This window comes from Streptomyces sp. NPDC002276 (genome assembly GCF_053891435.1).
Genome location: NZ_JBSFCQ010000020.1, coordinates 138,758 through 159,488, shown reverse-complemented (window position 1 = coordinate 159,488; position 20,731 = coordinate 138,758). Strand labels below are relative to the sequence as shown.

At 70.0% G+C, this 20,731-nt stretch carries 15 protein-coding genes; 11 read left to right on the top strand and 4 right to left on the bottom strand.

Annotated features, from left to right (window positions below; all coding sequences use genetic code 11):
• Nucleotides 1–72 precede the first annotated feature (72 nt).
• The 5 genes from ACWIHT_RS38595 to holA all read left to right on the top strand — a co-directional run bounded on the left by ACWIHT_RS38595 (nucleotide 73) and on the right by holA (nucleotide 6,153).
• Complete coding sequence (locus tag ACWIHT_RS38595) at nucleotides 73–1,203, top strand: helix-hairpin-helix domain-containing protein (RefSeq protein ID WP_456173175.1); 1,131 nt, start codon at nucleotides 73–75, stop codon at nucleotides 1,201–1,203.
• Nucleotides 1,200–3,818, top strand: a complete 2,619-nt coding sequence (locus ACWIHT_RS38590; RefSeq protein ID WP_456173174.1) for a ComEC/Rec2 family competence protein — start codon at nucleotides 1,200–1,202, stop codon at nucleotides 3,816–3,818. The genes ACWIHT_RS38595 and ACWIHT_RS38590 overlap by 4 nt, the downstream gene beginning before the upstream one ends.
• 122 nt (nucleotides 3,819–3,940) lie before the next feature.
• The gene (locus tag ACWIHT_RS38585) at nucleotides 3,941–4,747 is read left to right on the top strand and encodes an arylamine N-acetyltransferase family protein (RefSeq protein ID WP_456173173.1); all 807 of its coding nucleotides are present in this window, start codon (nucleotides 3,941–3,943) and stop codon (nucleotides 4,745–4,747) included.
• Nucleotides 4,748–4,795: 48 nt separating this feature from the next.
• Nucleotides 4,796–5,041 carry a hypothetical protein gene (locus ACWIHT_RS38580; RefSeq protein ID WP_201056499.1) on the top strand — a complete coding sequence of 82 codons (246 nt, stop codon included), beginning with the start codon at nucleotides 4,796–4,798 and terminating at the stop codon, nucleotides 5,039–5,041.
• Between the two features lie 122 nt (nucleotides 5,042–5,163).
• On the top strand, nucleotides 5,164–6,153 hold the full coding sequence (gene holA / locus ACWIHT_RS38575; RefSeq protein WP_456173172.1) for a DNA polymerase III subunit delta: 990 nt from the start codon (nucleotides 5,164–5,166) through the stop codon (nucleotides 6,151–6,153).
• A gap of 244 nt (nucleotides 6,154–6,397) precedes the next feature.
• On the opposite strand, the gene rpsT is transcribed toward holA, so the two are convergent.
• Nucleotides 6,398–6,664, bottom strand: a complete 267-nt coding sequence (rpsT, locus tag ACWIHT_RS38570; protein ID WP_019074070.1) for a 30S ribosomal protein S20 — start codon at nucleotides 6,662–6,664, stop codon at nucleotides 6,398–6,400.
• 299 nt (nucleotides 6,665–6,963) lie between these two features.
• Here rpsT and lepA point away from each other — a divergent pair, with 299 nt between their 5' ends.
• Nucleotides 6,964–8,838 carry a translation elongation factor 4 gene (lepA, locus tag ACWIHT_RS38565; RefSeq protein ID WP_456173171.1) on the top strand — a complete coding sequence of 625 codons (1,875 nt, stop codon included), beginning with the start codon at nucleotides 6,964–6,966 and terminating at the stop codon, nucleotides 8,836–8,838.
• A 250-nt stretch (nucleotides 8,839–9,088) separates the two neighbouring features.
• A complete protein-coding gene (locus ACWIHT_RS38560) occupies nucleotides 9,089–10,981 on the top strand; it encodes an AMP-dependent synthetase/ligase (RefSeq protein WP_456173170.1) in 1,893 nt (630 codons plus the stop codon).
• Nucleotides 10,982–11,004: 23 nt separating this feature from the next.
• On the opposite strand, the gene ACWIHT_RS38555 is transcribed toward ACWIHT_RS38560, so the two are convergent.
• Nucleotides 11,005–11,589 carry a response regulator gene (locus ACWIHT_RS38555; protein WP_456173169.1) on the bottom strand — a complete coding sequence of 195 codons (585 nt, stop codon included), beginning with the start codon at nucleotides 11,587–11,589 and terminating at the stop codon, nucleotides 11,005–11,007.
• 16 nt (nucleotides 11,590–11,605) lie between these two features.
• Nucleotides 11,606–15,667 (bottom strand): HAMP domain-containing protein, encoded by a 4,062-nt coding sequence (locus tag ACWIHT_RS38550; RefSeq protein WP_456173185.1) that lies wholly within the window; start codon nucleotides 15,665–15,667, stop codon nucleotides 11,606–11,608.
• A 201-nt stretch (nucleotides 15,668–15,868) separates the two neighbouring features.
• On the opposite strand from ACWIHT_RS38550, the gene ACWIHT_RS38545 reads away from it, so the two are divergent.
• The 4 genes from ACWIHT_RS38545 to ACWIHT_RS38530 all read left to right on the top strand — a co-directional run bounded on the left by ACWIHT_RS38545 (nucleotide 15,869) and on the right by ACWIHT_RS38530 (nucleotide 19,928).
• A complete protein-coding gene (locus ACWIHT_RS38545) occupies nucleotides 15,869–17,779 on the top strand; it encodes a SpoIIE family protein phosphatase (RefSeq protein WP_456173168.1) in 1,911 nt (636 codons plus the stop codon).
• Between the two features lie 22 nt (nucleotides 17,780–17,801).
• Complete coding sequence (locus ACWIHT_RS38540; RefSeq protein ID WP_456173186.1) at nucleotides 17,802–17,990, top strand: hypothetical protein; 189 nt, start codon at nucleotides 17,802–17,804, stop codon at nucleotides 17,988–17,990.
• A 28-nt stretch (nucleotides 17,991–18,018) separates the two neighbouring features.
• On the top strand, nucleotides 18,019–19,251 hold the full coding sequence (hemW, locus tag ACWIHT_RS38535) for a radical SAM family heme chaperone HemW (RefSeq protein ID WP_456173167.1): 1,233 nt from the start codon (nucleotides 18,019–18,021) through the stop codon (nucleotides 19,249–19,251).
• A gap of 98 nt (nucleotides 19,252–19,349) precedes the next feature.
• Nucleotides 19,350–19,928, top strand: a complete 579-nt coding sequence (locus ACWIHT_RS38530; protein WP_456173166.1) for a Uma2 family endonuclease — start codon at nucleotides 19,350–19,352, stop codon at nucleotides 19,926–19,928.
• Here the strand turns inward: ACWIHT_RS38530 and ACWIHT_RS38525 are convergent.
• Complete coding sequence (locus tag ACWIHT_RS38525) at nucleotides 19,906–20,715, bottom strand: DUF3097 domain-containing protein (RefSeq protein ID WP_456173165.1); 810 nt, start codon at nucleotides 20,713–20,715, stop codon at nucleotides 19,906–19,908. The genes ACWIHT_RS38530 and ACWIHT_RS38525 overlap by 23 nt on opposite strands.
• Between the last annotated feature and the right edge of the window lie 16 nt (nucleotides 20,716–20,731).

The following is a 20,731-nucleotide window of genomic DNA, read 5'->3' as shown; positions in this document are numbered from 1 at the left end:
CACAACTGGGCGGCCGTCCCCGGGAATTGACCAAGATCATCGCGAAGTGGCGAGATGCCCGATCCTCGGCGCATGGCACTTCGATCACGCTCACACACAGCGACCGCGACCAGCGGCCCGGGCCGCGCCCCGTCCTCGGACGGCCGCACCCGCCATCGCCGCACACCGACCCGGGGCCGGGCACACCGCCAGGCTTCGGCCGACGAACTCCGGCGACGCGCGGAACTCCTTTTCGCCGAACGCGTAGGAGAACGGAGGGAGTTGGGGAACGGGCCACCGGGTGGGGAACGGGTGGTTCCGGCGCCGGGGGAGTGGGTGGCGGCCCGGGCGTCGGCTCGGACGGGAGCGCTGGCGAGTGCTGGGACGGGGGGTGTTGGGCCGGCGAGTGTTGGGCCGGAGTCCGACGCCTCGTACGCCGGGGATGCTGAAGATGCCGGGGCCGAGGGCGGCCGTGAGGTAGGGGCCTGGCGCGAGCGGGCCAAGGCGGCGCTGCGGGAGCGGATGCCGGTGTGGGTGCAGACGCGGTGTGGGCTGGAGCGGCGGAGCGTGGTCGCGCTCGGTGTGCTGTTCGTGGTGGCCGCGGTCTTCGCGGTGCAGCACTTCTGGGTGGGCCGGACCCAGCCCGTGCGGGCCCCGGAGGTGGTGCGGGCGGCGGCTCCCTACGGGACAGGGAGCGGTGAAGGGGGCGGCACCACGGGCAAAGCGGCCGGGCCGCGTACCTCGGCCGGGGCGACGGGCGTATCGAGTGCGGCAGGCGCCGCCGGCGGCGAGATCGTCGTGGACGTCAGCGGCAAGGTCCGTGAACCCGGGGTTCATCGGCTTCCGGCCGGTTCGCGGGTGACGGATGCGCTGCGGGCGGCGGGCGGGCTGCGTTCGGGCACGAACACCGAGGGGCTCAACCTCGCTCGGTTCCTTGTGGACGGCGAGCAGGTCGTCGTCGGGGGGCCGACACCCGCCGCGGTGCCTGGTGCGACGGGAGCAACGGGCACCGGCGTGGCGGCCGCTCCAGGCGCTCCGGTCTCCCTCAACACGGCCACCGCGGACCAGCTCAACACCCTGCCGGGGGTGGGCCCTGTGCTGGCCCAGCACATCATCGACTACCGCACCCAGCACGGCGGTTTCCGCTCGGTGGACGAACTGCGCCAGGTCAACGGCATCGGCGACCGCCGCTTCGCCGATCTACGGGATCTGGTCCGGCCATGACCCACGTCCACGACGACTCGCGCGAGGCCGGGACTCCACGCCCCACGCCGCAGCACGACGCCTCGTCCCGCCGTACCGTGCACACCTCCTCCGGGAACCGGCGGGGCGCCGCGCACCCCCACCAGGAAGGCCCGACAGACCTACGCCTCGTACCGCCCGCGCTCGCCGCCTGGGCGACAGCCGCGCTGGCGCTGGACGCGTCACCGGCTTGGGTCACTGGAGTCGGGGTTGCCGCACTGGTGGCGGGGATTGTGCTGTTGCTGGCGCGACGGCGGGGCGGGGTGGGCGGCAGCCGTGCCGTCTCCCGACCGCCCACTCACCCCGAGCCACCCCCAACACCGGCCCATCCTTCCCGGGCCTCCTGGCCCCGTGCCTCCATCGCCGCCCTGCTCCTCTCCATCGCGGCAGCCGCCGCCTCCGCCGGGTTGCACGGGGCGGATCTGCGCCGTGGGCCGGTGCCCGAGCTGGCGCGGCAGTACGCGTCCGTGACCGCGGAGGTGGACGTGGGTTCCGATCCACGGTTGACCCGGCCCCGGATCAGCGGGGATCACGCGGCTCCGGTCTCCGTGCTCATCGAGGGCGAGGTACGGCGGGTGGAGCGGACGGACGGGACGGTCGTGGAGACACGGGCACCGGTGCTGTTGATCGTCGATCCGCGCACATCCGCCGGTGGGCCGGAGCACTCGCCCTGGCTTGGGCTGCTGCCGTCCACGCGGCTTCGGGTGACCGCGCGGCTGGCGCCCTCCCTGACGAGCGGGGACCGAGTGGCGGCCGTGCTGCGCGTACGGAACCAGCCGGTGCCGGAGGTGGTGGGGAAGCCGTCCGGAGCGCAGCGGTTCGCGGGGCGGTTGCGGGCCGGGTTGCGTGAGGCCACCGACGGCTTGCCCGCGGACGCGCGAGCCCTGCTGCCGGGGCTGGTCGTCGGCGACACCGCACGCATCACACCCGAGCTGGACGAGGCCTTCAAGGAGACGGACCTCGCGCACACCCTCGCCGTCTCCGGAAGCAACCTGACCATCCTGCTCGCCCTCCTCATCGGACCGCCCGGTCTGGCCCAACTCGTCGAACGCCGAGGTCTGGCACCGCGCCTGGGGATCTCCCTCCGGGCGACCGCAATGCTCGGAGGGGTACTCACACTCGGGTTCGTCGTCGTGTGCCGGCCCGACCCGAGCGTGCTCCGGGCCGCGGCCTGCGGTGCCGTCGCACTGCTCGCCCTGGCGACCGGACGCCGCAGATCACTGATCCCGGCACTGGCGACGGCCGTACTGCTCCTGGTGCTGTACGACCCGTGGCTGTCCCGCAGTTACGGCTTCCTGCTCTCCGTGCTGGCCACCGGAGCCCTGCTCACGCTCGCGCCCCGCTGGTGCGAGACGTTGCGGCGGCACCGGGTTCCCCCGCGGCTGGCCGAGGCGTTGGCAGCCGCTGCCGCCGCCCAGGCACTGTGCGCACCGGTCGTGGCCGTGCTGTCGGCGCGGGTCAGCCTGGTCGCGGTGCCGTGCAACCTGCTCGCGGAGATCGCCGTCGCCCCGGCCACGGTGCTGGGCTTCGCGGCGCTGGCGACGGCACCGGTGATGATGCCGGTGGCCAAGGTCCTTGCCTGGGGCGCGAGTTGGCCCGCCGGGTGGATCGCGGACGTGGCCCGGACCGGCGCGGCGCTGCCCGGCGGGGGAGTGGACTGGCCGGGCAGTTGGACGGGGGCGCTGCTGCTCGCCGTAGCCGTCGCGGTCCTCGCGCTGGTCGGCCGGCGGCTGCTGAAGCATCCGTGGCTGTGCGGTGTCTGCGGGTTGCTGCTCCTGCTGATCGTGGTCGAGCCGGCGCCGCTCACCCGGGTGATCACAGGATGGCCGCCGCCGGGCTGGCGGTTCGCGATGTGCGACGTCGGACAGGGTGACGCGACGGTGCTCGCGGCGGGCAAGGGCACCGGTGTGGTCGTGGACGCCGGACCCGATCCGAAGCTGGTCGACCAGTGTCTGCGCACGCTCGGCATCACCAGGATTCCGCTGGTCGTCCTGACCCACTTCCACGCCGACCACGTAGCCGGGCTGCCCGGAGTGCTGCGGGGCCGCTCGGTGGGCGCGATCGAGACGACATCCTTTGAAGAGCCCGCGGACCAGGCCGAGTTCGTACGGAGAGCGGCAGCGGAACGACACATCCCGATCACCCGTGCCGTCGCCGGGGAACAGCGACGAGCCGGTCCGCTCTCCTGGCAGGTGCTGTGGCCGCCACCGGAACCGGTACCGGACCAGGACGGCCCGAACGACGCGAGTGTCACGCTGCTCGTCCGCACGGCCGGGCTGCGCCTACTGCTGCTCGGGGATCTCGAACCCCCGGCCCAGCAGGAGCTGTTGAGGTCACCGGCGGCGGCGCTGCTGGGAGGCGTGGACGTCCTCAAGGTGGCCCACCACGGTTCGGCCTACCAGGACCCGGACCTGATGCGCAGGGTGGCCCCACGGCTGGCGCTGATCTCTTGTGGTGCGGACAACCCCTATGGACACCCGGCCCCCACCACGGTCGCGGCGCTCCGCGAGATGGGCGCGGTGGTCCTGCGGACGGACCTGGACGGGGCCTTGGCGGTGGGAGGCGAAGGGGCCGGGCTGCGGGTGACACGGAACTGAGGGAGGCGGGGAGGTGGGGGCGGGGGAGGGGAGGGAGGGGGGAGGGGGGGGAGGGGGCCCTCCCCCCGGCGTCGAGCCCCGCCGCACAGGCACCCAGCCGCCGCTGGCGTGAGACTGGGGGCATGAATCCCGCACAGGTTGATGCCTACCTCCACCGGCTGGGAGTTCCGCGCCCGGCGCTGCCCACCGTCGACGTCCTTCGCGAACTGCATCTGCGCCATTTGCAGACCGTGCCCTTCGAGAATCTGTCGATTCATCTGGGAGAGGAGATCGTGCTGGAGGAGAAGCGGCTGCTGGACAAGATCGTGGGCGCGGGCAGGGGCGGGTTCTGCTACGAACTGAACGGATTGTTCGGGGCGTTGCTCACCGCGCTGGGATTCGATGTCGCGCTGCTGTCGGCGCGGGTGTACGGGGACGGCGGGCGGCTGGGAATCCCGTACGACCATCTTGCGCTGCGGGTGCGGACGGTGGACGGGAGTGTGTGGCTGGCCGACGTGGGGTTCGGGACGCACAGCCACTATCCGCTGGCCTATGAGGAACGGGGTGAACAGGAGGATCCCGGCGGCATGTTCAGGGTCGCCGCGTCGGCCAGTGACGGGGACGTGGCGGAGACGGACCTGGACGTGGTCCGGAACGGAAAGCCCGAGTACCGGCTGGAGACGCGGCCCCGGGTGCTCGGTGACTTCGTGGCAGCGGCGTGGTGGCAGACCACCTCGCCGGCGTCGCACTTCACGCAGTCGTTGGTCTGCTCGCGGCTCACGGACGACGGAGGGAGGATCACGCTCAGCGGTCGCGGCCTGACGGTGACGGCGGCGGACGGGACCCGGGACGTGCGTGAACTGGCCACGGACGAGGAGGTGTTGGCGGTGTACCGGGAGCGGTTCGGGATCGAGCTGGGGGAGGTGCCGACGGTGCGCACACCGGCGTGATCGTGGGGGTGTGCGCGCGAGCCCGCGGCCGTACCGGAAGATGTTCCCGTGAGTGATGTGAGACATGTGCTGGTGCTGCCCGACCGTGACACGGCCGAGGAGGCGGCAGAGGCGCTCGGGGAGCGGTTCGCCCTCGACGAGGAACCGCAGTTGGTGCGGGACGCGCTGGCCGGTGAGGACGATGCCGAGGACGCGCAGTGGCTGCTTGTGCTGCGGGACGAGCACGGACGGCTCGACCCCGGTGAGCTGGACGCGTTCGCGGGGGAGTGGGACGGCTGGCGCGAGGAGCCGTAACAGTCACGAGCCCACCCACGGGCAGACAGCGCCGACACCGACACCGGCCCCGCTCCATGCCCCCGCAGGCACCCGCCCTCACCCGCACCCCGTTGTCAGTGCCGCGTGCGATGCTTTACGAGATGGCCAAGAAGACTGCGAATGACGACCCTCTCGCCCCGGTGACGCTTGCCGTGGGCCAGGAGGACCTCCTGCTCGACCGTGCCGTGCAGGAGGTGGTGGCCGCCGCCAGGGCCGCCGACGCCGACACGGACGTACGTGACCTGACCTCGGACCAGCTACAGCCCGGCACACTCGCCGAGTTGACCAGTCCCTCGCTCTTCGCGGAGCGCAAGGTCGTGGTCGTACGCAATGCGCAGGATCTGTCCGCGGACACGATCAAGGACGTGAAGGGGTATCTCGGGGCGCCCGCCGAGGAGATCACCCTGGTGCTGCTGCACGCGGGCGGGGTCAAGGGCAAGGCGTTGCTCGATGCCGCGCGCAAGGCGGGCGCGCGGGAGGTGGCCTGTCCCAAGATGACGAAGCCGGCGGACCGCCTGGCCTTCGTGCGGAGCGAGTTCCGGGCGACCGGGAGATCGGCCACGCCGGAGGCCTGCCAGGCGCTCGTCGACTCGATCGGCAGTGATCTGCGGGAGTTGGCGGCCGCGGTCTCCCAGTTGGTCGCCGACATCGAGGGGACCATCGACGAGGCGGTCGTCGGGCGGTACTACACGGGGCGGGCCGAGGCGTCGAGCTTCACGGTCGCGGACCGGGCCGTGGAGGGGCGGGCGGCGGAGGCGCTGGAGGCGCTGCGGTGGTCGTTGTCCACCGGGGTGGCGCCGGTGCTGATCACCAGCGCGTTGGCGCAGGGTGTGCGGGCGATCGGGAAGCTGTCGTCGGCGCGTGGCGGGCGGCCGGCGGATCTGGCGCGTGAGCTGGGGATGCCGCCGTGGAAGATCGACCGGGTGCGGCAGCAGATGCGGGGCTGGACACCGGACGCGGTCTCCGTCGCGCTGCGGGCGGTGGCCGAGGCGGACGCGGGAGTGAAGGGTGGTGGGGACGATCCGGAGTACGCGTTGGAGAAGGCGGTCGTCACGATCGCCCGGGCCGCTAGGTCCCGGGGACAATCCTGACCTCATGCCCTCCTGACCTCATGCCCTTCTGACCGTCTGCCCTGCCCTTAGCCAGGCGGCAGGCCCCCGGAGGCATCCGGCCGGAAAACAGCAATGCCCCCGAAGTGGGTCCGGGGGCACTGTACGTGGCGTGGCGACCACGATGTCTGTCCGTGAATCGAGGTAGAGGGCTCGACGTTGTCCTCACGGCGGATTGCTACTGGTCCGGTCCGCGCGAGCGCGGGCCGAGGCAAGTGCGGAAGGATCAGCCCTTGAGCGCGGTGACCTTGGAAGCAAGCGCCGACTTCTTGTTGGCGGCCTGGTTCTTGTGGATGACGCCCTTCGAGACGGCCTTGTCGAGCTGACGCGCGGCAGCGCGCTGGTACTCGGTGGCCTTCTCGACGTCACCCGCGGCAGCGGCCTCGCGGGCCTTGCGGATCGCGGTCTTCAGGGAGGACTTGACGGCCTTGTTGCGCAGCCGAGCCTTCTCGTTGGTCTTGATCCGCTTGATCTGGGACTTGATGTTCGCCACGAATGAGCCTTTGCAGGTTCTGGCACGGGGCCGCACGGGTCCCGGGCCGATGATTTTTCTTGGGGTGTGTCCCGTGCCGAACTCGTGCAAGAGAGGGCATGAGACACAGCTACTCAGGCTACCAGCAGCCCACCGACCCACCCAAACCAGCTTCCACCCGGCTACCGCGGCCCGATCCGTTACCGTCTCGCACCGGCCCAAACCGGACCGCACCTCCCACGCGTGGGACCATGGAGCCTACGTATCGATCCGACCCGAGACCGCAGACACTGCGGACGCCTCAAGAATCAGGACCCTGCGTGCCCGCGATCCCCAGCCATGTGCCCGAGCCGAGCCGTACCGACCCGGCGCTGATCCGCAATTTCTGCATCATCGCGCACATCGACCACGGCAAGTCCACCCTGGCCGACCGGATGCTCCAGCTGACCGGAGTGGTCGACCAGCGGCAGATGCGTGCTCAGTACCTCGACCGCATGGACATCGAGCGCGAGCGCGGCATCACGATCAAGTCCCAGGCGGTGCGTCTGCCGTGGGCTCCCACCGACGGGGCCGACAAGGGCAGTACCCACATCCTCAACATGATCGACACCCCGGGACACGTCGACTTCACGTACGAGGTCTCGCGGTCGCTCGCCGCCTGCGAGGGCACCGTGCTGCTCGTGGACGCCGCCCAGGGCATCGAGGCCCAGACCCTCGCCAACCTCTACCTGGCGATGGAGAACGACCTCACGATCATCCCCGTGCTGAACAAGATCGACCTGCCGGCCGCGCAGCCCGAGAAGTTCGCGGAGGAGCTGGCGAACCTGGTCGGCTGTGACCCCGAGGACGTTCTCAGGGTCTCCGCGAAGACCGGGCTCGGTGTCGACGTACTGCTCAACAAGGTGGTCAAGGAGGTCCCGGCGCCCGTCGGGAACGCGGACGCGCCCGCCCGCGCGATGATCTTCGACTCGGTCTACGACTCCTACCGCGGTGTCGTGACGTACATCCGTGTCATCGACGGACTGCTCACCAAGCGCGAGAAGATCCGGATGATGTCCACGAACGCCACGCACGAGCTGCTGGAGATCGGGACGAACTCGCCGGAGATGCTCGGCGCGGACGGGCTCGGGGTCGGCGAGGTCGGCTATCTGATCACCGGGGTGAAGGACGTCCGCCAGTCCAAGGTCGGTGACACGATCACCACCCTGCACAAGGGCGCGACCGAGGCGCTCGGCGGTTACAAGGACCCCAAGCCGATGGTCTTCTCGGGCCTGTATCCGCTGGACGGGTCCGACTACCCGGAGCTGCGCGAGGCCCTCGACAAGCTTCAGCTCAACGACGCCGCGCTGGTCTACGAGCCGGAGACCTCGGCGGCGCTGGGCTTCGGTTTCCGCGTCGGGTTCCTCGGGCTGCTGCACCTGGACGTGATTCGGGAGCGGCTGGAGCGCGAGTTCGGGCTCGACCTGATCGCGACGGCACCGAACGTGGTGTACCGGGTCGACATGGAGGACGGCAGCGAGCATGTCGTCACCAACCCGAGCGAGTTCCCCGAGGGGAAGATCGACAAGGTCTACGAGCCGGTCGTGCGCGCGACGATCCTCGCGCCGTCGGAGTTCATCGGTTCGATCATGGAGCTGTGCCAGACCCGGCGCGGCACCCTGCTCGGCATGGACTACCTCTCCGAGGACCGGGTGGAGATCCGCTACACGCTGCCCCTCGCGGAGATCGTCTTCGACTTCTTCGACCAGCTGAAGTCCAAGACCCGTGGCTATGCCTCGCTGGACTACGAGCCCACCGGCGAGGTCGACTCCAGCCTGGTCAAGGTCGACATCCTGCTGCACGGCGACAAGGTGGACGCCTTCTCGGCGATCACGCACAAGGACGCGGCGTACGCGTACGGCGTGCGGCTGGTCGCCAAGCTGCGCGAGCTGATCCCGCGGCAGGCCTTCGAGGTGCCCATCCAGGCGGCCATCGGCTCCCGGGTCATCGCCCGCGAGACGATCCGCGCCATCCGCAAGGACGTCCTCGCCAAGTGCTACGGCGGTGACATCTCGCGTAAGCGGAAGCTGCTGGAGAAGCAGAAGGAGGGCAAGAAGCGGATGAAGATGGTGGGTTCCGTGGAGGTTCCCCAGGAGGCGTTCATCGCGGTGCTCTCCAGCGACGACAGCGGTCCCGGAGCCAAGGGCAAGAAGTAGCGGGCCCGTACACCGGGATTCCGGAGGAAACCGTACCGGGATTCCGGAGCAACCGAGGCGATCCCCGGGGCCCGTCGTGCTGTCGCGCGGCGGGCCCCGGGTCCTGGCTCTGTAGGAAGCGACAGTCCGCCGCCCCTTACGCACCGGGCGGTCGCGCTTTACTCTGATCACTGCTCGATGGTTACTCGCGAGTTAAACAACAGCCGTAGCACTGAGCCAGCCGCACCGTCGCGGGCCCCCGGAGGACGTCGTGAGCGACACACAGACCCTGATCGAGAACCGGCCGCCGTCCGTCGCGGGCCTCTTCCTGGAGCGCGTGGCGGCCACGCCGGACACCGAGGCCTACCGTCACCCGGTGCCCGCGGCCTCCGGCGAGGGCCCCGACGACTGGAAGTCGCTGACCTGGGCGCAGGCCGCCGAGCGGGTCTTCGCGATCGCGGCCGGTCTGATCGAACTGGGCGTACAGCCCGAGCAGCGCGTCGCGCTGGCCTCCGCCACCCGGATCGAGTGGATCCTCGCCGACCTGGGCATCATGTGCGCCGGTGCCGCCACGACCACGGTGTATCCGCAGACCAACGCCGACGAGTCGACGTTCATCCTCGCCGACTCCGGCAGCAAGGTCCTGATCGCGGAGGACGCGACGCAGCTCGCCAAGGCCGTGGAGAAGCGCGCCGAACTCCCCGAGCTGACGCATGTAGTGGTCATCGACCCGACCGGCGTAGAAACGAGCGAGACCGGCGAGACCGGCGACTGGGTGCTGAGCCTGGCCGAGCTGGAGCAGCGTGGTGCCGCGTACCTGGAGAAGAACCCGGATCTGATCAAGGAGCGGATCGCGGGCATCACCAAGGACCAGCTCGCGACGATCATCTACACCTCCGGCACCACCGGCCGCCCCAAGGGCGTCCGCCTCCCGCACGACAACTGGTCGTATCTCGCGAAGGCCATCGCCGCGACCGGGCTGCTCGGCCCCGAGGACGTCCAGTACCTGTGGCTGCCGCTGGCGCACGTCTTCGGCAAGGTGCTCACGTCCGGCCACATCGAGATCGGGCACGTCACTGCCGTGGACGGCCGGGTCGACAAGATCATCGAGCAGCTGCCGATCGTGCAGCCGACGTACATGGCGGCCGTTCCGCGCATCTTCGAGAAGGTCTACAACGGGGTCGCGGCCAAGGCGCGGGCCGGTGGCGCGGCCAAGTACAAGATCTTCCTGTGGGCGGCGGAGGTTGCCCGCGAGTACGCCAAGGTCACCCAGGACAACTTCCGCCGCACCGGCACGGCCACCGCGCCCTTCGGCCTCGCCGCCAAGCACAAGGTGGCGGACGCGCTGGTCTACGCGAAGATCCGCGAGGCCTTCGGCGGCAAGCTGCGCGCCTGCGTCTCCGGATCGGCCGCGCTCGCGCCCGACATCGGCTACTTCTTCGCCGGCGCCGGCATCCACATCCTGGAGGGCTACGGCCTGACCGAGTCCTCCGCGGCCTCCTTCGTGAACCCGGGTGAGGCCTACCGCACCGGCACGGTCGGCAAGCCGCTGCCCGGCACGGAGGTGCGCATCGCGGACGACGGCGAGATCCTGCTGCGCGGCCCCGGCATCATGGAGGGCTACCACGGGCTGCCCGAGAAGACCGCCGAGGTCCTGGAGCCGGACGGCTGGTTCCACACCGGCGACATCGGCGAACTGTCCCCCGACGGCTACCTCCGCATCACGGACCGCAAGAAGGACCTCATCAAAACGTCCGGCGGCAAGTACATCGCGCCCAGCGAGGTCGAGGGCCAGTTCAAGGCCGTGTGCCCGTACGTCTCCAACATCCTGGTGCACGGCGCCGACCGGAACTTCTGCACCGCGCTCATCGCCCTCGACGAGCTGTCCATCCTGGACTGGGCGAAGGAGAACGGCCTCGAAGGCAGGTCCTACGCCGAGGTCGTCGCCGCCCCCGCGACGGTCGCCCTGATCGAGGGCTACGTCAAGGAACTCAACGAGGGCCTCCAGCGCTGGCAGACCATCAAGAAGTTCCGCCTCCTCCCGCGCGACCTCGACGTGGAACACGGCGAGATCACCCCGAGCCTCAAGCTCAAGCGCCCGGTGGTGGAACGGGAGTACAAGCACTTGATCGACGACATGTACGCGGGTTCACGCGAGGCGTGACCGGGGGATGCCGGGGGTGGGGCCTAACGTCCCCGCCCTCGGCGCATGTCCCGTACCAGCTGTCCCATCTCCGATACCTGGTGCCGAAGTTCCTGTACCTCGTCCACCGTGCTCGCGGCCACCCGCGCCTCGATCTCCTTGAGTCGCGACGCCAGTTCCTCGAACTGCCTCTGCTCACGCGCCAGCATCCGCTCCAACAGCTGGTTCTTCCGGTGCAGTTCGAGGAAAACGGTCACCTTCGCCCGCAGCACCCACGGATCGAACGGCTTGGTCAAGTAGTCGGCGGCGCCCGTGGCGTACCCCCGGAACGCGTACCCCGCGTCCGAGTCCGAGCCGGTCAGGAAGATGATCGGGACGTCCTTGGTCTGGTCGAGCCGTTTGATGTTGGCCGCGGTCTCGAAGCCGTCCATGCCCGGCATGCGGATGTCCAGCAGGACGACGGCGAAGCGCTGCCGCAGCAGAGCCTTCATCGCCTCCTCGCCCGAACGGGCGCGTACCAGTGGCTCGTTGAGGGACCCCAGGACGGCCTCCAGTGCGATCAGGTTGTCCTCCATGTCGTCGACCAGGAGGATGCCGGCACTGTCGTCGGTCGTTGCCTCAGCGCTCATGATGGCTGTGCCTCACTCAGTCCTCGGCGGTGCCGCCGTCTCCCCGGGTACCCGCATCCGTCCCCGCGATGTCCGCCGCCGCGCCGTCCTCGGCCTCGGCCTCGGCCTCGGGGTCCAGGAGGGCGCAGACGACGGTCAGCAGCTGGTCCACGTCCACGGGCTTGGGCACGTAGTCGTTGGCGCCCCGCGCGATGGACTTCTCCCGGTCGCCGGGCATCGCCTTGGCGGTGAGCGCGACGATGGGCAGGCCGGTCCAGCGCGGGGCGCGGCGGATGGCGGCGATGGTCTCGTAGCCGTCCATCTCCGGCATCATGATGTCCATCAGTACGAGTTCGACGTCGGGGTTGCGCTCCAGGGTCTCGATGCCCTCGCGGCCGTTCTCCGCGTAGAGCACCGGCATGCCGACGCGGCCCAGGACGTGGGTGAGCGCGAAGACGTTGCGGATGTCGTCGTCCACGATCAACACCCGCCGCCCCGGCAGCACTTGACCCGCGCGACCGGCCTTCCACGCCTCCAGCTTGGTGGGCGTGGGCCACGAGTCGTCCACCTCGTGCCCGGTGAACGGCTCGGCGGACAACTGCTCGTCCACGGCGGGCAGTTCCCGGTCCTCGGAGGTCCGCCCGGTCGCCGCGTGCCCGGGGCTGACGACGGGCACGTACAGCGTGAAGGTCGAGCCGCGGCCCGGCTCGCTCTCCGCGACGATACGGCCGCCGAGCAGCCCGGCGATCTCCCGGCTGATCGACAACCCGAGCCCCGTACCGCCGTACTTGCGGTTGGTGGTGCCGTCGGCCTGCTGGAACGCCTCGAAGATCACCGGGAGTTTCTCGGCGGCGATCCCGATGCCGGTGTCGGAGACGGCGAACGCGATGACCTCGTCGCTGTCGTGGGAGTAGCGGTGGTCGGGGTCCTTGACCCGGTTGACGCGGAGTTCGACCCGTCCCGTCGCGGTGAACTTGATGGCGTTGGACAGCAGGTTGCGCAGGATCTGCTGGAGCCGCTGCTCGTCCGACCACATCTCGCGCGGTACGTCCTCGCCGACCGACACCTCGAAGGCGAGCCCCCGGTCCAGGGTGAGCGGGCGGAACGTGGCGTGGACGTAGTCGAGGAGCTTGATGAGGGGGAGTCGTTTGGGGCGTACGTCCATCCGGCCGGCCTCGATCTTCGAGAGGTCGAGGATGTCGTTGATGAGCTGGAGGAGGTCCGAGCCGGAGCGGTGGATCGTGGTCGCGAACTGCACTTCCTGGTCGGAGAGATGACCGTCCGGGTTGTCCGACAACAAGCGCGCCAGGATCAGCAGTGAGTTGAGCGGGGTGCGCAGTTCGTGGCTCATGTTGGCTAGGAACTCCGACTTGTACTGGGAGCTGGTGGCCAACAGGGCCGCCTTCTCCTCCAGTTCGGCGTTGGAGCGCTGCAACTCGGCCTGCTGCTTCTGGAGTTCGTCCGAACGTTCCTGCAGCTGCATCGCGAGCCGCTGGGACTCGCCGAGCAGGGACTCGGTGCGGGAGTTGGCGATGATGGTGTTGATCGCGACGCCGATGGTGTTCACGAACTGGTCGAAGAACGCGAGGTGGACGTCGGAGAAGCGGGAGAAGGAGGCCAGTTCGATGACCCCGAGGAGCTTGTCCTCGAAGATGATCGGGATGATGACCACGCTCGCCGGGGCGGCTTCCCCGAGCCCGCTGTTGATCTTGATGTAGCCCGGCGGGGCCTCCTCCACCAGGATCCGCTTCTTCTCCCGCGCCGCCTGCCGTACCAGACCGTGCACCGGCATCCCGCCCGTGTCGACGGTCGCGGCCTGCGCGGACCCGTACCCCGCGATGAACGCGAGGCCCTTGGCCGGGATCGCGGCCCGCAGGCTGTCCTCGTCGGGATCGGCCAGGAAGAACGCCCCGTACTGGGCGTTCACCAGCGGCGTCAGCTCGCGCAGGATCAGGTCGGCGACCTCCATCAGGTCCCGGTGCCCCTGCATCAGCGCGGCGAGCCTGGCCAGGTTGGACTCCAGCCAGTCCTTCGCGCGGGTCGTCTCGCGGAGGTTGGCCACCATCAGGTTGATGTTGTCCTTCAGCTCGGTGACCTCGCCCTGGGTCTCCACCGTGATCGAGCGGGACATGTCGCCCTGCGCCACCGCGGAGGCCACCTCGGCGATCGCGCGGACCTGTGTGGTGAGGTTCAGCGCGAGTTCGTTCACGTTGGTCGTCAGGCGCTTCCAGGTGCCGTAGACGCCCTCCACCCTTGCCTGGCCGCCGAGTTGGCCCTCGGAGCCGACCTCGCGGGCCACCCGGGTGACCTCGGAGGAGAAGGAGGAGAGGGTGTCGACCATCGTGTTGATGGTGGTCTTCAGTTCCAGGATCTCGCCGCGCGCGTCCACGTCGATCTTCTTCGACAGGTCGCCCTGCGCCACCGCCGTCGCGACCTGCGCGATGTTCCGGACCTGTGAAGTCAGGTTGTCGGCCATGTAGTTGACGTTGTCGGTCAGGTCGCGCCAGACACCGGAGACCCCCAACACCTGGGCCCGGCCGCCGAGTCGGCCGTCGGTACCGACCTCGCGGGCCACCCGGGTCACCTCGTCGGCGAAGGCGCGCAACTGCTCCACCATCGTGTTGACGGTGTCCTTGAGTTCGAGGATCTCGCCTCGCGCGTCGACGGTGATCTTCTTCGACAGGTCGCCGTTGGCCACGGCGGTGGTCACCTGGGCGATGTTCCGTACCTGTGAAGTCAGGTTCAGGGCCATGAAGTTGACGTTGTCCGTCAGGTCCTTCCAGACCCCGCTGACGCCCCGCACCTGCGCCTGCCCGCCGAGGTTGCCCTCCGTGCCGACCTCGCGCGCCACGCGCGTCACCTCGTCCGCGAAGGCCGACAGCTGGTCCACCATCGTGTTGATGGTCGACTTCAGCTCCAGGATCTCGCCCTTCGCCTCCACCGTGATCTTCTTGCCGAGGTCGCCCTGTGCCACGGCCGTCGACACCAGCGCGATGTTGCGGACCTGTGAAGTCAGGTTGTCCGCCATGAAGTTGACGTTGTCGGTCAAGTCCTTCCAGACGCCGGAGACACCCCGCACCTGGGCGCGTCCGCCGAGGTTGCCCTCGGTGCCGACCTCGCGGGCGACGCGCGTGACCTCGTCGGCGAAGGCGGAGAGCTGGTCGACCATCGTGTTGATGGTCGACTTGAGTTCGAGGATCTCGCCCTGCGCGTCGACCGTGATCTTCTGCGAGAGGTCGCCGTTCGCCACGGCCGTCGTCACCTGGGCGATGTTGCGGACCTGCGAAGTCAGGTTCGACGCCATGAAGTTGACGTTGTCGGTGAGGTCCTTCCAGACCCCTGACACGCCCCGCACCTGTGCCCGCCCGCCCAACTGGCCCTCGGTGCCCACCTCGCGCGCCACGCGCGTCACCTCGTCCGCGAAAGCCGACAACTGATCGACCATCGTGTTCACGGTGAGCTTCAGTTCGAGCAGTTCGCCGGTCGCCTCGACGGTGACCGTACGGGTCAAGTCGCCGCGCGCCACCGCCGTCGTGACGAGGGCGATGTCCCGCACCTGCGCGGTCAGCCGGGACGCCATCGTGTTGACCGCCTCGGTCACATCACGCCAACTGCCCGACAGGCCCTGCACCTTGGCGCGTCCACCAAGTCTGCCCTCGGTGCCGACCTCGCGGGCGACCCGGGTCACCTCCCCGGTGAACAGGGAGAGTTGGTCCACCATCTTGTTCACGGCCCGGCCAAGCCGCCGTAGATCACCGCGCAACTGCCTGCTGCCGTCGTGCAGATCGACGCGCTGGGTCAGATCGCCGCCCGCCACCGCGTCCAGGACGCGGGTCGCGTTGGCGGCCGGGGCGACCAGGGCGTCGAGGAGCTGGTTGACGTCGTTGACGCGGGAGGTCCAGCCGCCCTGGCCGGGGCTGGCCGAGAGGCGTTCGTCCAGGCGGCCGTGGCGGATCAGCTCCCGTTTGACGCGCTGCGTCTCGGAGTTGAAGTGGGTGCTGCGGTCCATGATCTGGTTGAAGGCGGCGGTCAGTTCGGCCACCAGGCCGTGACCCGTCTCCGGTGCCTTCGTGAAGTCGCCGTCGCGCGCCGCCGTCATCACGGCGAGCAGCGGGCGGAGATCCGATGCTCGAATCCAGTCGTCCGCGACGGATTCGTGTCCGTCTTCGAGCACACGCGTAGCACTGTTCTCACTCATGGCGGCCCACTTCGGTAACTCGGCGCTTATGGCCGCGGCCAGTCTGTCACTCTGTCCGCATCGACCGAGGCGTATTCGTCCGATCTGCTCGGGGAGCTGTGCATGGGGGCAATTCCGACGCAACGGGAGACCACTTCGCGTGCTCCCGGCGCGCCCGCGCACCACGGCGCGGACCCGCGCACGACCATGCGCGCCACGCTCTCCGGAAGCCCCCTCGCGCCCGGCTCCGCCCGTGGCCTGGTGCGCGCCGCGCTCCGCGAATGGACCGAACTCGCCCTGCCCGGCAGCGAACACCTCACCGACCGGCTGACCGAGGACGCGATGGTCGTCGTCAGCGAACTCGTCACCAACGCCGTCGTACACGCGGGTACGGACGTCGAGTTGATCTGCCGCCTGGAGGACACCCGGTCCGTCGTCGTGGAGGTCGCCGACCACCACCCCTCCCGCTCGCCGCGCGACAACAGCGGTGAACCGGCTTACGAGACACCGGAGTTCGGGCGCGGGCTGCGGCTCGTCTCCACGCTCGCGGAGGCCTGGGGCGTCACCTACCGCACCGGCACCAAGACGGTGTGGGCCCGCCTGCCCGCCGAAGGCAGCCCGGCCGCCGAGGAGTTGGAGACGTACGGCGGTCAACGCGGCCTGCGCGTGGCCGAGATCCTCGCCCCCGAACCCCGGCGCGCCGAACGCGACCGGGACTGGCTCGGCCGCGGCGCCCTCTCCTTCCTCGCCGAGGCCTCCGACCTTCTCGCCGGACAGCTCGACGAGGACCTCGTCGCCGCGCTCGCCGGACAGCTCATCGTGCCGAGACTGGCCGACTGGTGCGCCGTATGGCTGGAGGACGAGTCGATGGGCCGCGGGGGCTGGGGCGAGGACGCCGGGGCCGGGGCCGGACCGCGCCTCGCCCGCGTCTGGCACGGCAGCGAGAACCGCATCGAGGAACTGCGCGGCGCCCTGGAGAAGCACCCGCCCCGCCCGCAGGACTCACTGCGGCCCGCGTCCTACCCCTGGCCCGGCGACGCCCTCGGCCCGCACGGCACCCACGGCGCGGCACTCGCGTACCGGCTGATCGCGGGCGGCCGTCCGCTCGGCACGCTCGTCATCGGACGGTCCGGGCTGCCGTGCTTCCCCGACGAGGTCACCGGCCTGGTCGAGGACCTCAGCCGCCGGGTCGCGCTCGCGATCGGCGCGGCCCGCCAGTACGCCCGCCAGGCCACCATCAGCCGCGTCCTCCAGCGCGGCCTGCTGCCCGGCGCGGTCGCCGAGATCCCGGGCGTGCACAGTGCCCTCGTCTACGAACCGTGCGACAAGGGCGGCCCCAGCGGCGACTTCTACGACCTCTTCCCGGCCGGCGACGGCCGCTGGTGCTTCACCCTCGGCGATGTCCAGGGCAAGGGCCCCGAGGCCGCCGTGGTGATCGGCCTGGCCCGCCCCTGGCTGCGCCTCCTCGCCCGCGAGGGCTACGGCGTCGCCGACGTCCTCGACCGCCTCAACCAGCTCCTCCTCGACGACGCCACGGAAGCGGCCGACGCGGCGGCCCACGCCCTGGTCGCCGCGGGCGGCATGCCGGGCCCGGTCGGGGACGGCCCCCGCTTCCTCTCCCTCCTCTACGGCGAGCTGGTCCCCTTCGACGGCGGCGTCCGCTGCACCCTCGCCTCCGCCGGACATCCGCTGCCCCTGCTCCTCGGTCCGGACGGCTCCGTGGCCACGGCCGCCCGCCCCCAGACCCTCCTCGGCGTCATCGAGGACGTCACCTACACCAGCGAGACCTTCGAACTCCGCCCCGGCGACAGCCTGTTGTGCGTCACCGACGGAGTCACCGAGCGCCGCTCGGGCCCCGTCCAGTTCGACGACGGCGACGGCCTCGCGACGGCGCTCGCGGGCTGTGCGGGCCTGAGCGCCGAGCTGATCGCGGAGCGGATCAAGCGGTTGGTGCACGAGTTCGGGGGGCGTCCGCCGGAGGACGACATGGCGCTGCTGGTGCTCCAGGCGGAATCGGAGGGGCGGGTGGAGTAGCCGGTTGTGCGGGTGCTGGGCGGTGGCCGAGCGCGGCTCCGGCTCTGTCAGCGCGATGACGACGACGGCGACGGTCTCGCGACCGTGCTCGCCGGGCTGCGCGGGCCTGAGCGCCGAGCTGATCGCGGAGCGGATCAAGCGGTTGGTGCACGAGTTCGGGGGGCGTCCGCCGGAGGACGACATGGCGCTGCTGGTGCTCCAGGCCGAGTAGTCCGCCCGCGTACGGGACAATGGAGGACATGCCTTCCGCACTCCCCGACGGCGATCCCGTCCCCGACGACGGCGCCCTGCCCGCGCAGGCGCTCGCCGGGGCCGTAGACCGCCCCCTCGGGTTCTATCTGCACGTCCCGTACTGCGCGACCCGCTGCGGCTACTGCGACTTCAACACCTACACGGCGACCGAGCTGCGCGGCACGGGCGGAGTGTTGGCCTCCCGCGACAACTACGCGGACACCCTGATCGACGAGGTCCGCCTGGCCCGCAAGGTCCTCGGCGACGACCCGCGCCCGGTCCGCACGGTCTTCGTCGGCGGCGGCACCCCCACGCTGCTCGCGGCGGGCGATCTCGTCCGGATGCTGGGCGCGATCAGGGACGAGTTCGGTCTCGCCCCGGACGCGGAGATCACCACGGAGGCCAACCCGGAGTCGGTGGACCCCGCCTACCTCGCGGCCCTCCGCGACGGCGGCTTCAACCGCGTCTCCTTCGGCATGCAGAGCGCGAAACAGCACGTACTGAAGGTGCTGGACCGCACCCACACCCCCGGCCGCCCCGAGGCCTGCGTGTCCGAGGCCCGCGCGGCCGGCTTCGACCACGTCAACCTCGACCTGATCTACGGGACCCCGGGCGAGAGCGACGACGACTGGCGCGCCTCCCTCGACGCGGCCCTCGGCGCGGGCCCCGACCACATCAGCGCCTACGCCCTGATCGTCGAGGAGGGCACCCAGCTGGCCCGCCGCATCCGCCGCGGCGAGGTCCCGATGACGGACGACGACGTCCACGCCGACCGGTACCTCATCGCCGACGAGGTGATGTCGGCGGCGGGTTTCGACTGGTACGAGGTCTCGAACTGGGCGACGTCGAATTCCGGCCGTTGTCTGCACAACGAGCTCTACTGGCGCGGCGCCGACTGGTGGGGCGCGGGCCCCGGAGCGCACTCCCACGTCGGCGGCGTCCGCTGGTGGAACGTGAAGCACCCCGGCGCGTACGCGGGCGCCCTCGCCGCCGGGCGCTCCCCGGGCGCGGGCCGGGAGATCCTCACGGCGGAGGACCGCCGGGTGGAGCGGATCCTGCTGGAGCTACGACTCCGGGAGGGCGCGCCGCTGGACCTCCTCCACGAGGACGGCCTCAAGGCGTCCCGCCGTGCCCTCACCGACGGACTGTTGCAGCAGCGGCCCTACGACGAGGGGCGTGCCGTGCTCACGTTGCGGGGGCGGCTGCTGGCGGACGCGGTGGTACGGGACCTGGTGGACTGATCACTCGGGGGAGTGAATCAGTGCGGAACGCGGGTTCGGTCCCTAACCTGGTTCGTAGGCTGCCGCCAAAAGGACGCGGCGGATGGGAGGTCATGGAGATGACCGTTGTGGACGAGCGCGGATTGGCCCATTACCTCGACAAGTTCGAGCCTCCTGAGGGCGTCAAGGCTGAGCTCCTCCGGGGGGTAATTGTGATGATGGCCAGCCCAGATCTGGTGCACAACCTGGTCGTGCTGCACACACAGCGGCAGATCCCCATGGATCGCTGGTATCCCATCCAGACCCAGGATGTCGACATCGTCGGCGAGGAGAGTGTGCCCATCCCGGATCTGGTCGTGGTGGCCCCTGATGTGCTGCCTGCTTCGGGTCATCTTCTGCCCTCCCAGCTGGTCACCATGGTTGTCGAGGTCGTCTCCAAGTCCAGCGTTCATCAGGATTACTTGGTCAAGAGGTCCATTTACGCGGCGGGTAAGGTCCCTGCGTATCTGATTCTCGATCCGATCATGGCGCAATGCGTCCTGCTCACGAAGCCCGCAGGCCAGGGTGAGGATGCCGACTACCTCAGCCAGGAGATCATCAAGTTCGGCAATCCGGTCCCGCTTGAGGTTCTGGGACTCGAACTGGACACCAGCGAGTTCGGAACGTTCCCCGACGTCAGACCTCACCGCTATCCGTGACGAAGTCGATCAACTCCTCCACCCGCCCCAGCAGTTCCGGCTCAAGATCCTTGTACGACCCCACCTTGGCCAGAATCGCCTGCCACACCGCACCGGTGTTTTCCGGCCAACCCAGGGACCGGCACACCCCCGTCTTCCAGTCCTGCCCGTGCGGGATCCTGGGCCACGCGGCGATGCCCACGGAGGACGGTTTCACGGCCTCCCAGATGTCGATGTAGGGGTGGCCGACGACGAGCGCGTGCTCGCTGGTGACCGACTGGGCGATGCGCCACTCCTTGGTGCCCGGCACCAAGTGGTCCACCAGGATGCCCAACCGCGCGTCCGGGCCCGGAGCGAACTCGTCCACGACGGCCGGCAGGTCGTCGACGCCCTCCAGGTACTCGACCACCACGCCCTCGATGCGCAGGTCGTCGCCCCACACCCGCTCGACCAGTTCCGCGTCGTGCCGCCCCTCGACGTAGATCCGCCCGGCGCGGGCCACGCGCGCGCGTGCACCGGGAACGGCGACCGAACCGGACGCCGTACGAGTGGGCCGTAGCGGACTCGACACCGGTTTCACCAGGGTCACCACGCGGCCCTCCAGGAGGAAGCCGCGCGGTTCCAGGGGGAACACCCGGTGCTTGCCGAAGCGGTCCTCCAGGGTGACCGTGCCGGCCTCGCAGCGGATCACCGCGCCGCAGAAACCGGTGCCGGGCTCCTCGACCACCAGGCCCGCCTCCGCGGCGACCTCGGGTACTGGCTTCGGCTTCTTCCACGGCGGGGTCAGGTCGGCGGAGTACTGGCGCATTCGGATGACGATAGGA

What these genes read in the sequence shown, in the direction of transcription:
- ACWIHT_RS38595 (WP_456173175.1), top strand. Translation starts at nt 73, where the DNA reads ATGGCACTTCGATCACGCTCACACACAGCGACCGCGACCAGCGGCCCG.
- ACWIHT_RS38590 (WP_456173174.1), top strand. Translation starts at nt 1,200, where the DNA reads ATGACCCACGTCCACGACGACTCGCGCGAGGCCGGGACTCCACGCCCC.
- ACWIHT_RS38585 (WP_456173173.1), top strand. Translation starts at nt 3,941, where the DNA reads ATGAATCCCGCACAGGTTGATGCCTACCTCCACCGGCTGGGAGTTCCG.
- holA (WP_456173172.1), top strand. Translation starts at nt 5,164, where the DNA reads ATGGCCAAGAAGACTGCGAATGACGACCCTCTCGCCCCGGTGACGCTT.
- ACWIHT_RS38555 (WP_456173169.1), bottom strand. Translation starts at nt 11,589, where the DNA reads ATGAGCGCTGAGGCAACGACCGACGACAGTGCCGGCATCCTCCTGGTC.
- ACWIHT_RS38550 (WP_456173185.1), bottom strand. Translation starts at nt 15,667, where the DNA reads ATGACGGCGGCGCGCGACGGCGACTTCACGAAGGCACCGGAGACGGGT.
- ACWIHT_RS38545 (WP_456173168.1), top strand. Translation starts at nt 15,869, where the DNA reads ATGGGGGCAATTCCGACGCAACGGGAGACCACTTCGCGTGCTCCCGGC.
- hemW (WP_456173167.1), top strand. Translation starts at nt 18,019, where the DNA reads ATGCCTTCCGCACTCCCCGACGGCGATCCCGTCCCCGACGACGGCGCC.
- ACWIHT_RS38530 (WP_456173166.1), top strand. Translation starts at nt 19,350, where the DNA reads ATGACCGTTGTGGACGAGCGCGGATTGGCCCATTACCTCGACAAGTTC.
- ACWIHT_RS38525 (WP_456173165.1), bottom strand. Translation starts at nt 20,715, where the DNA reads ATGCGCCAGTACTCCGCCGACCTGACCCCGCCGTGGAAGAAGCCGAAG.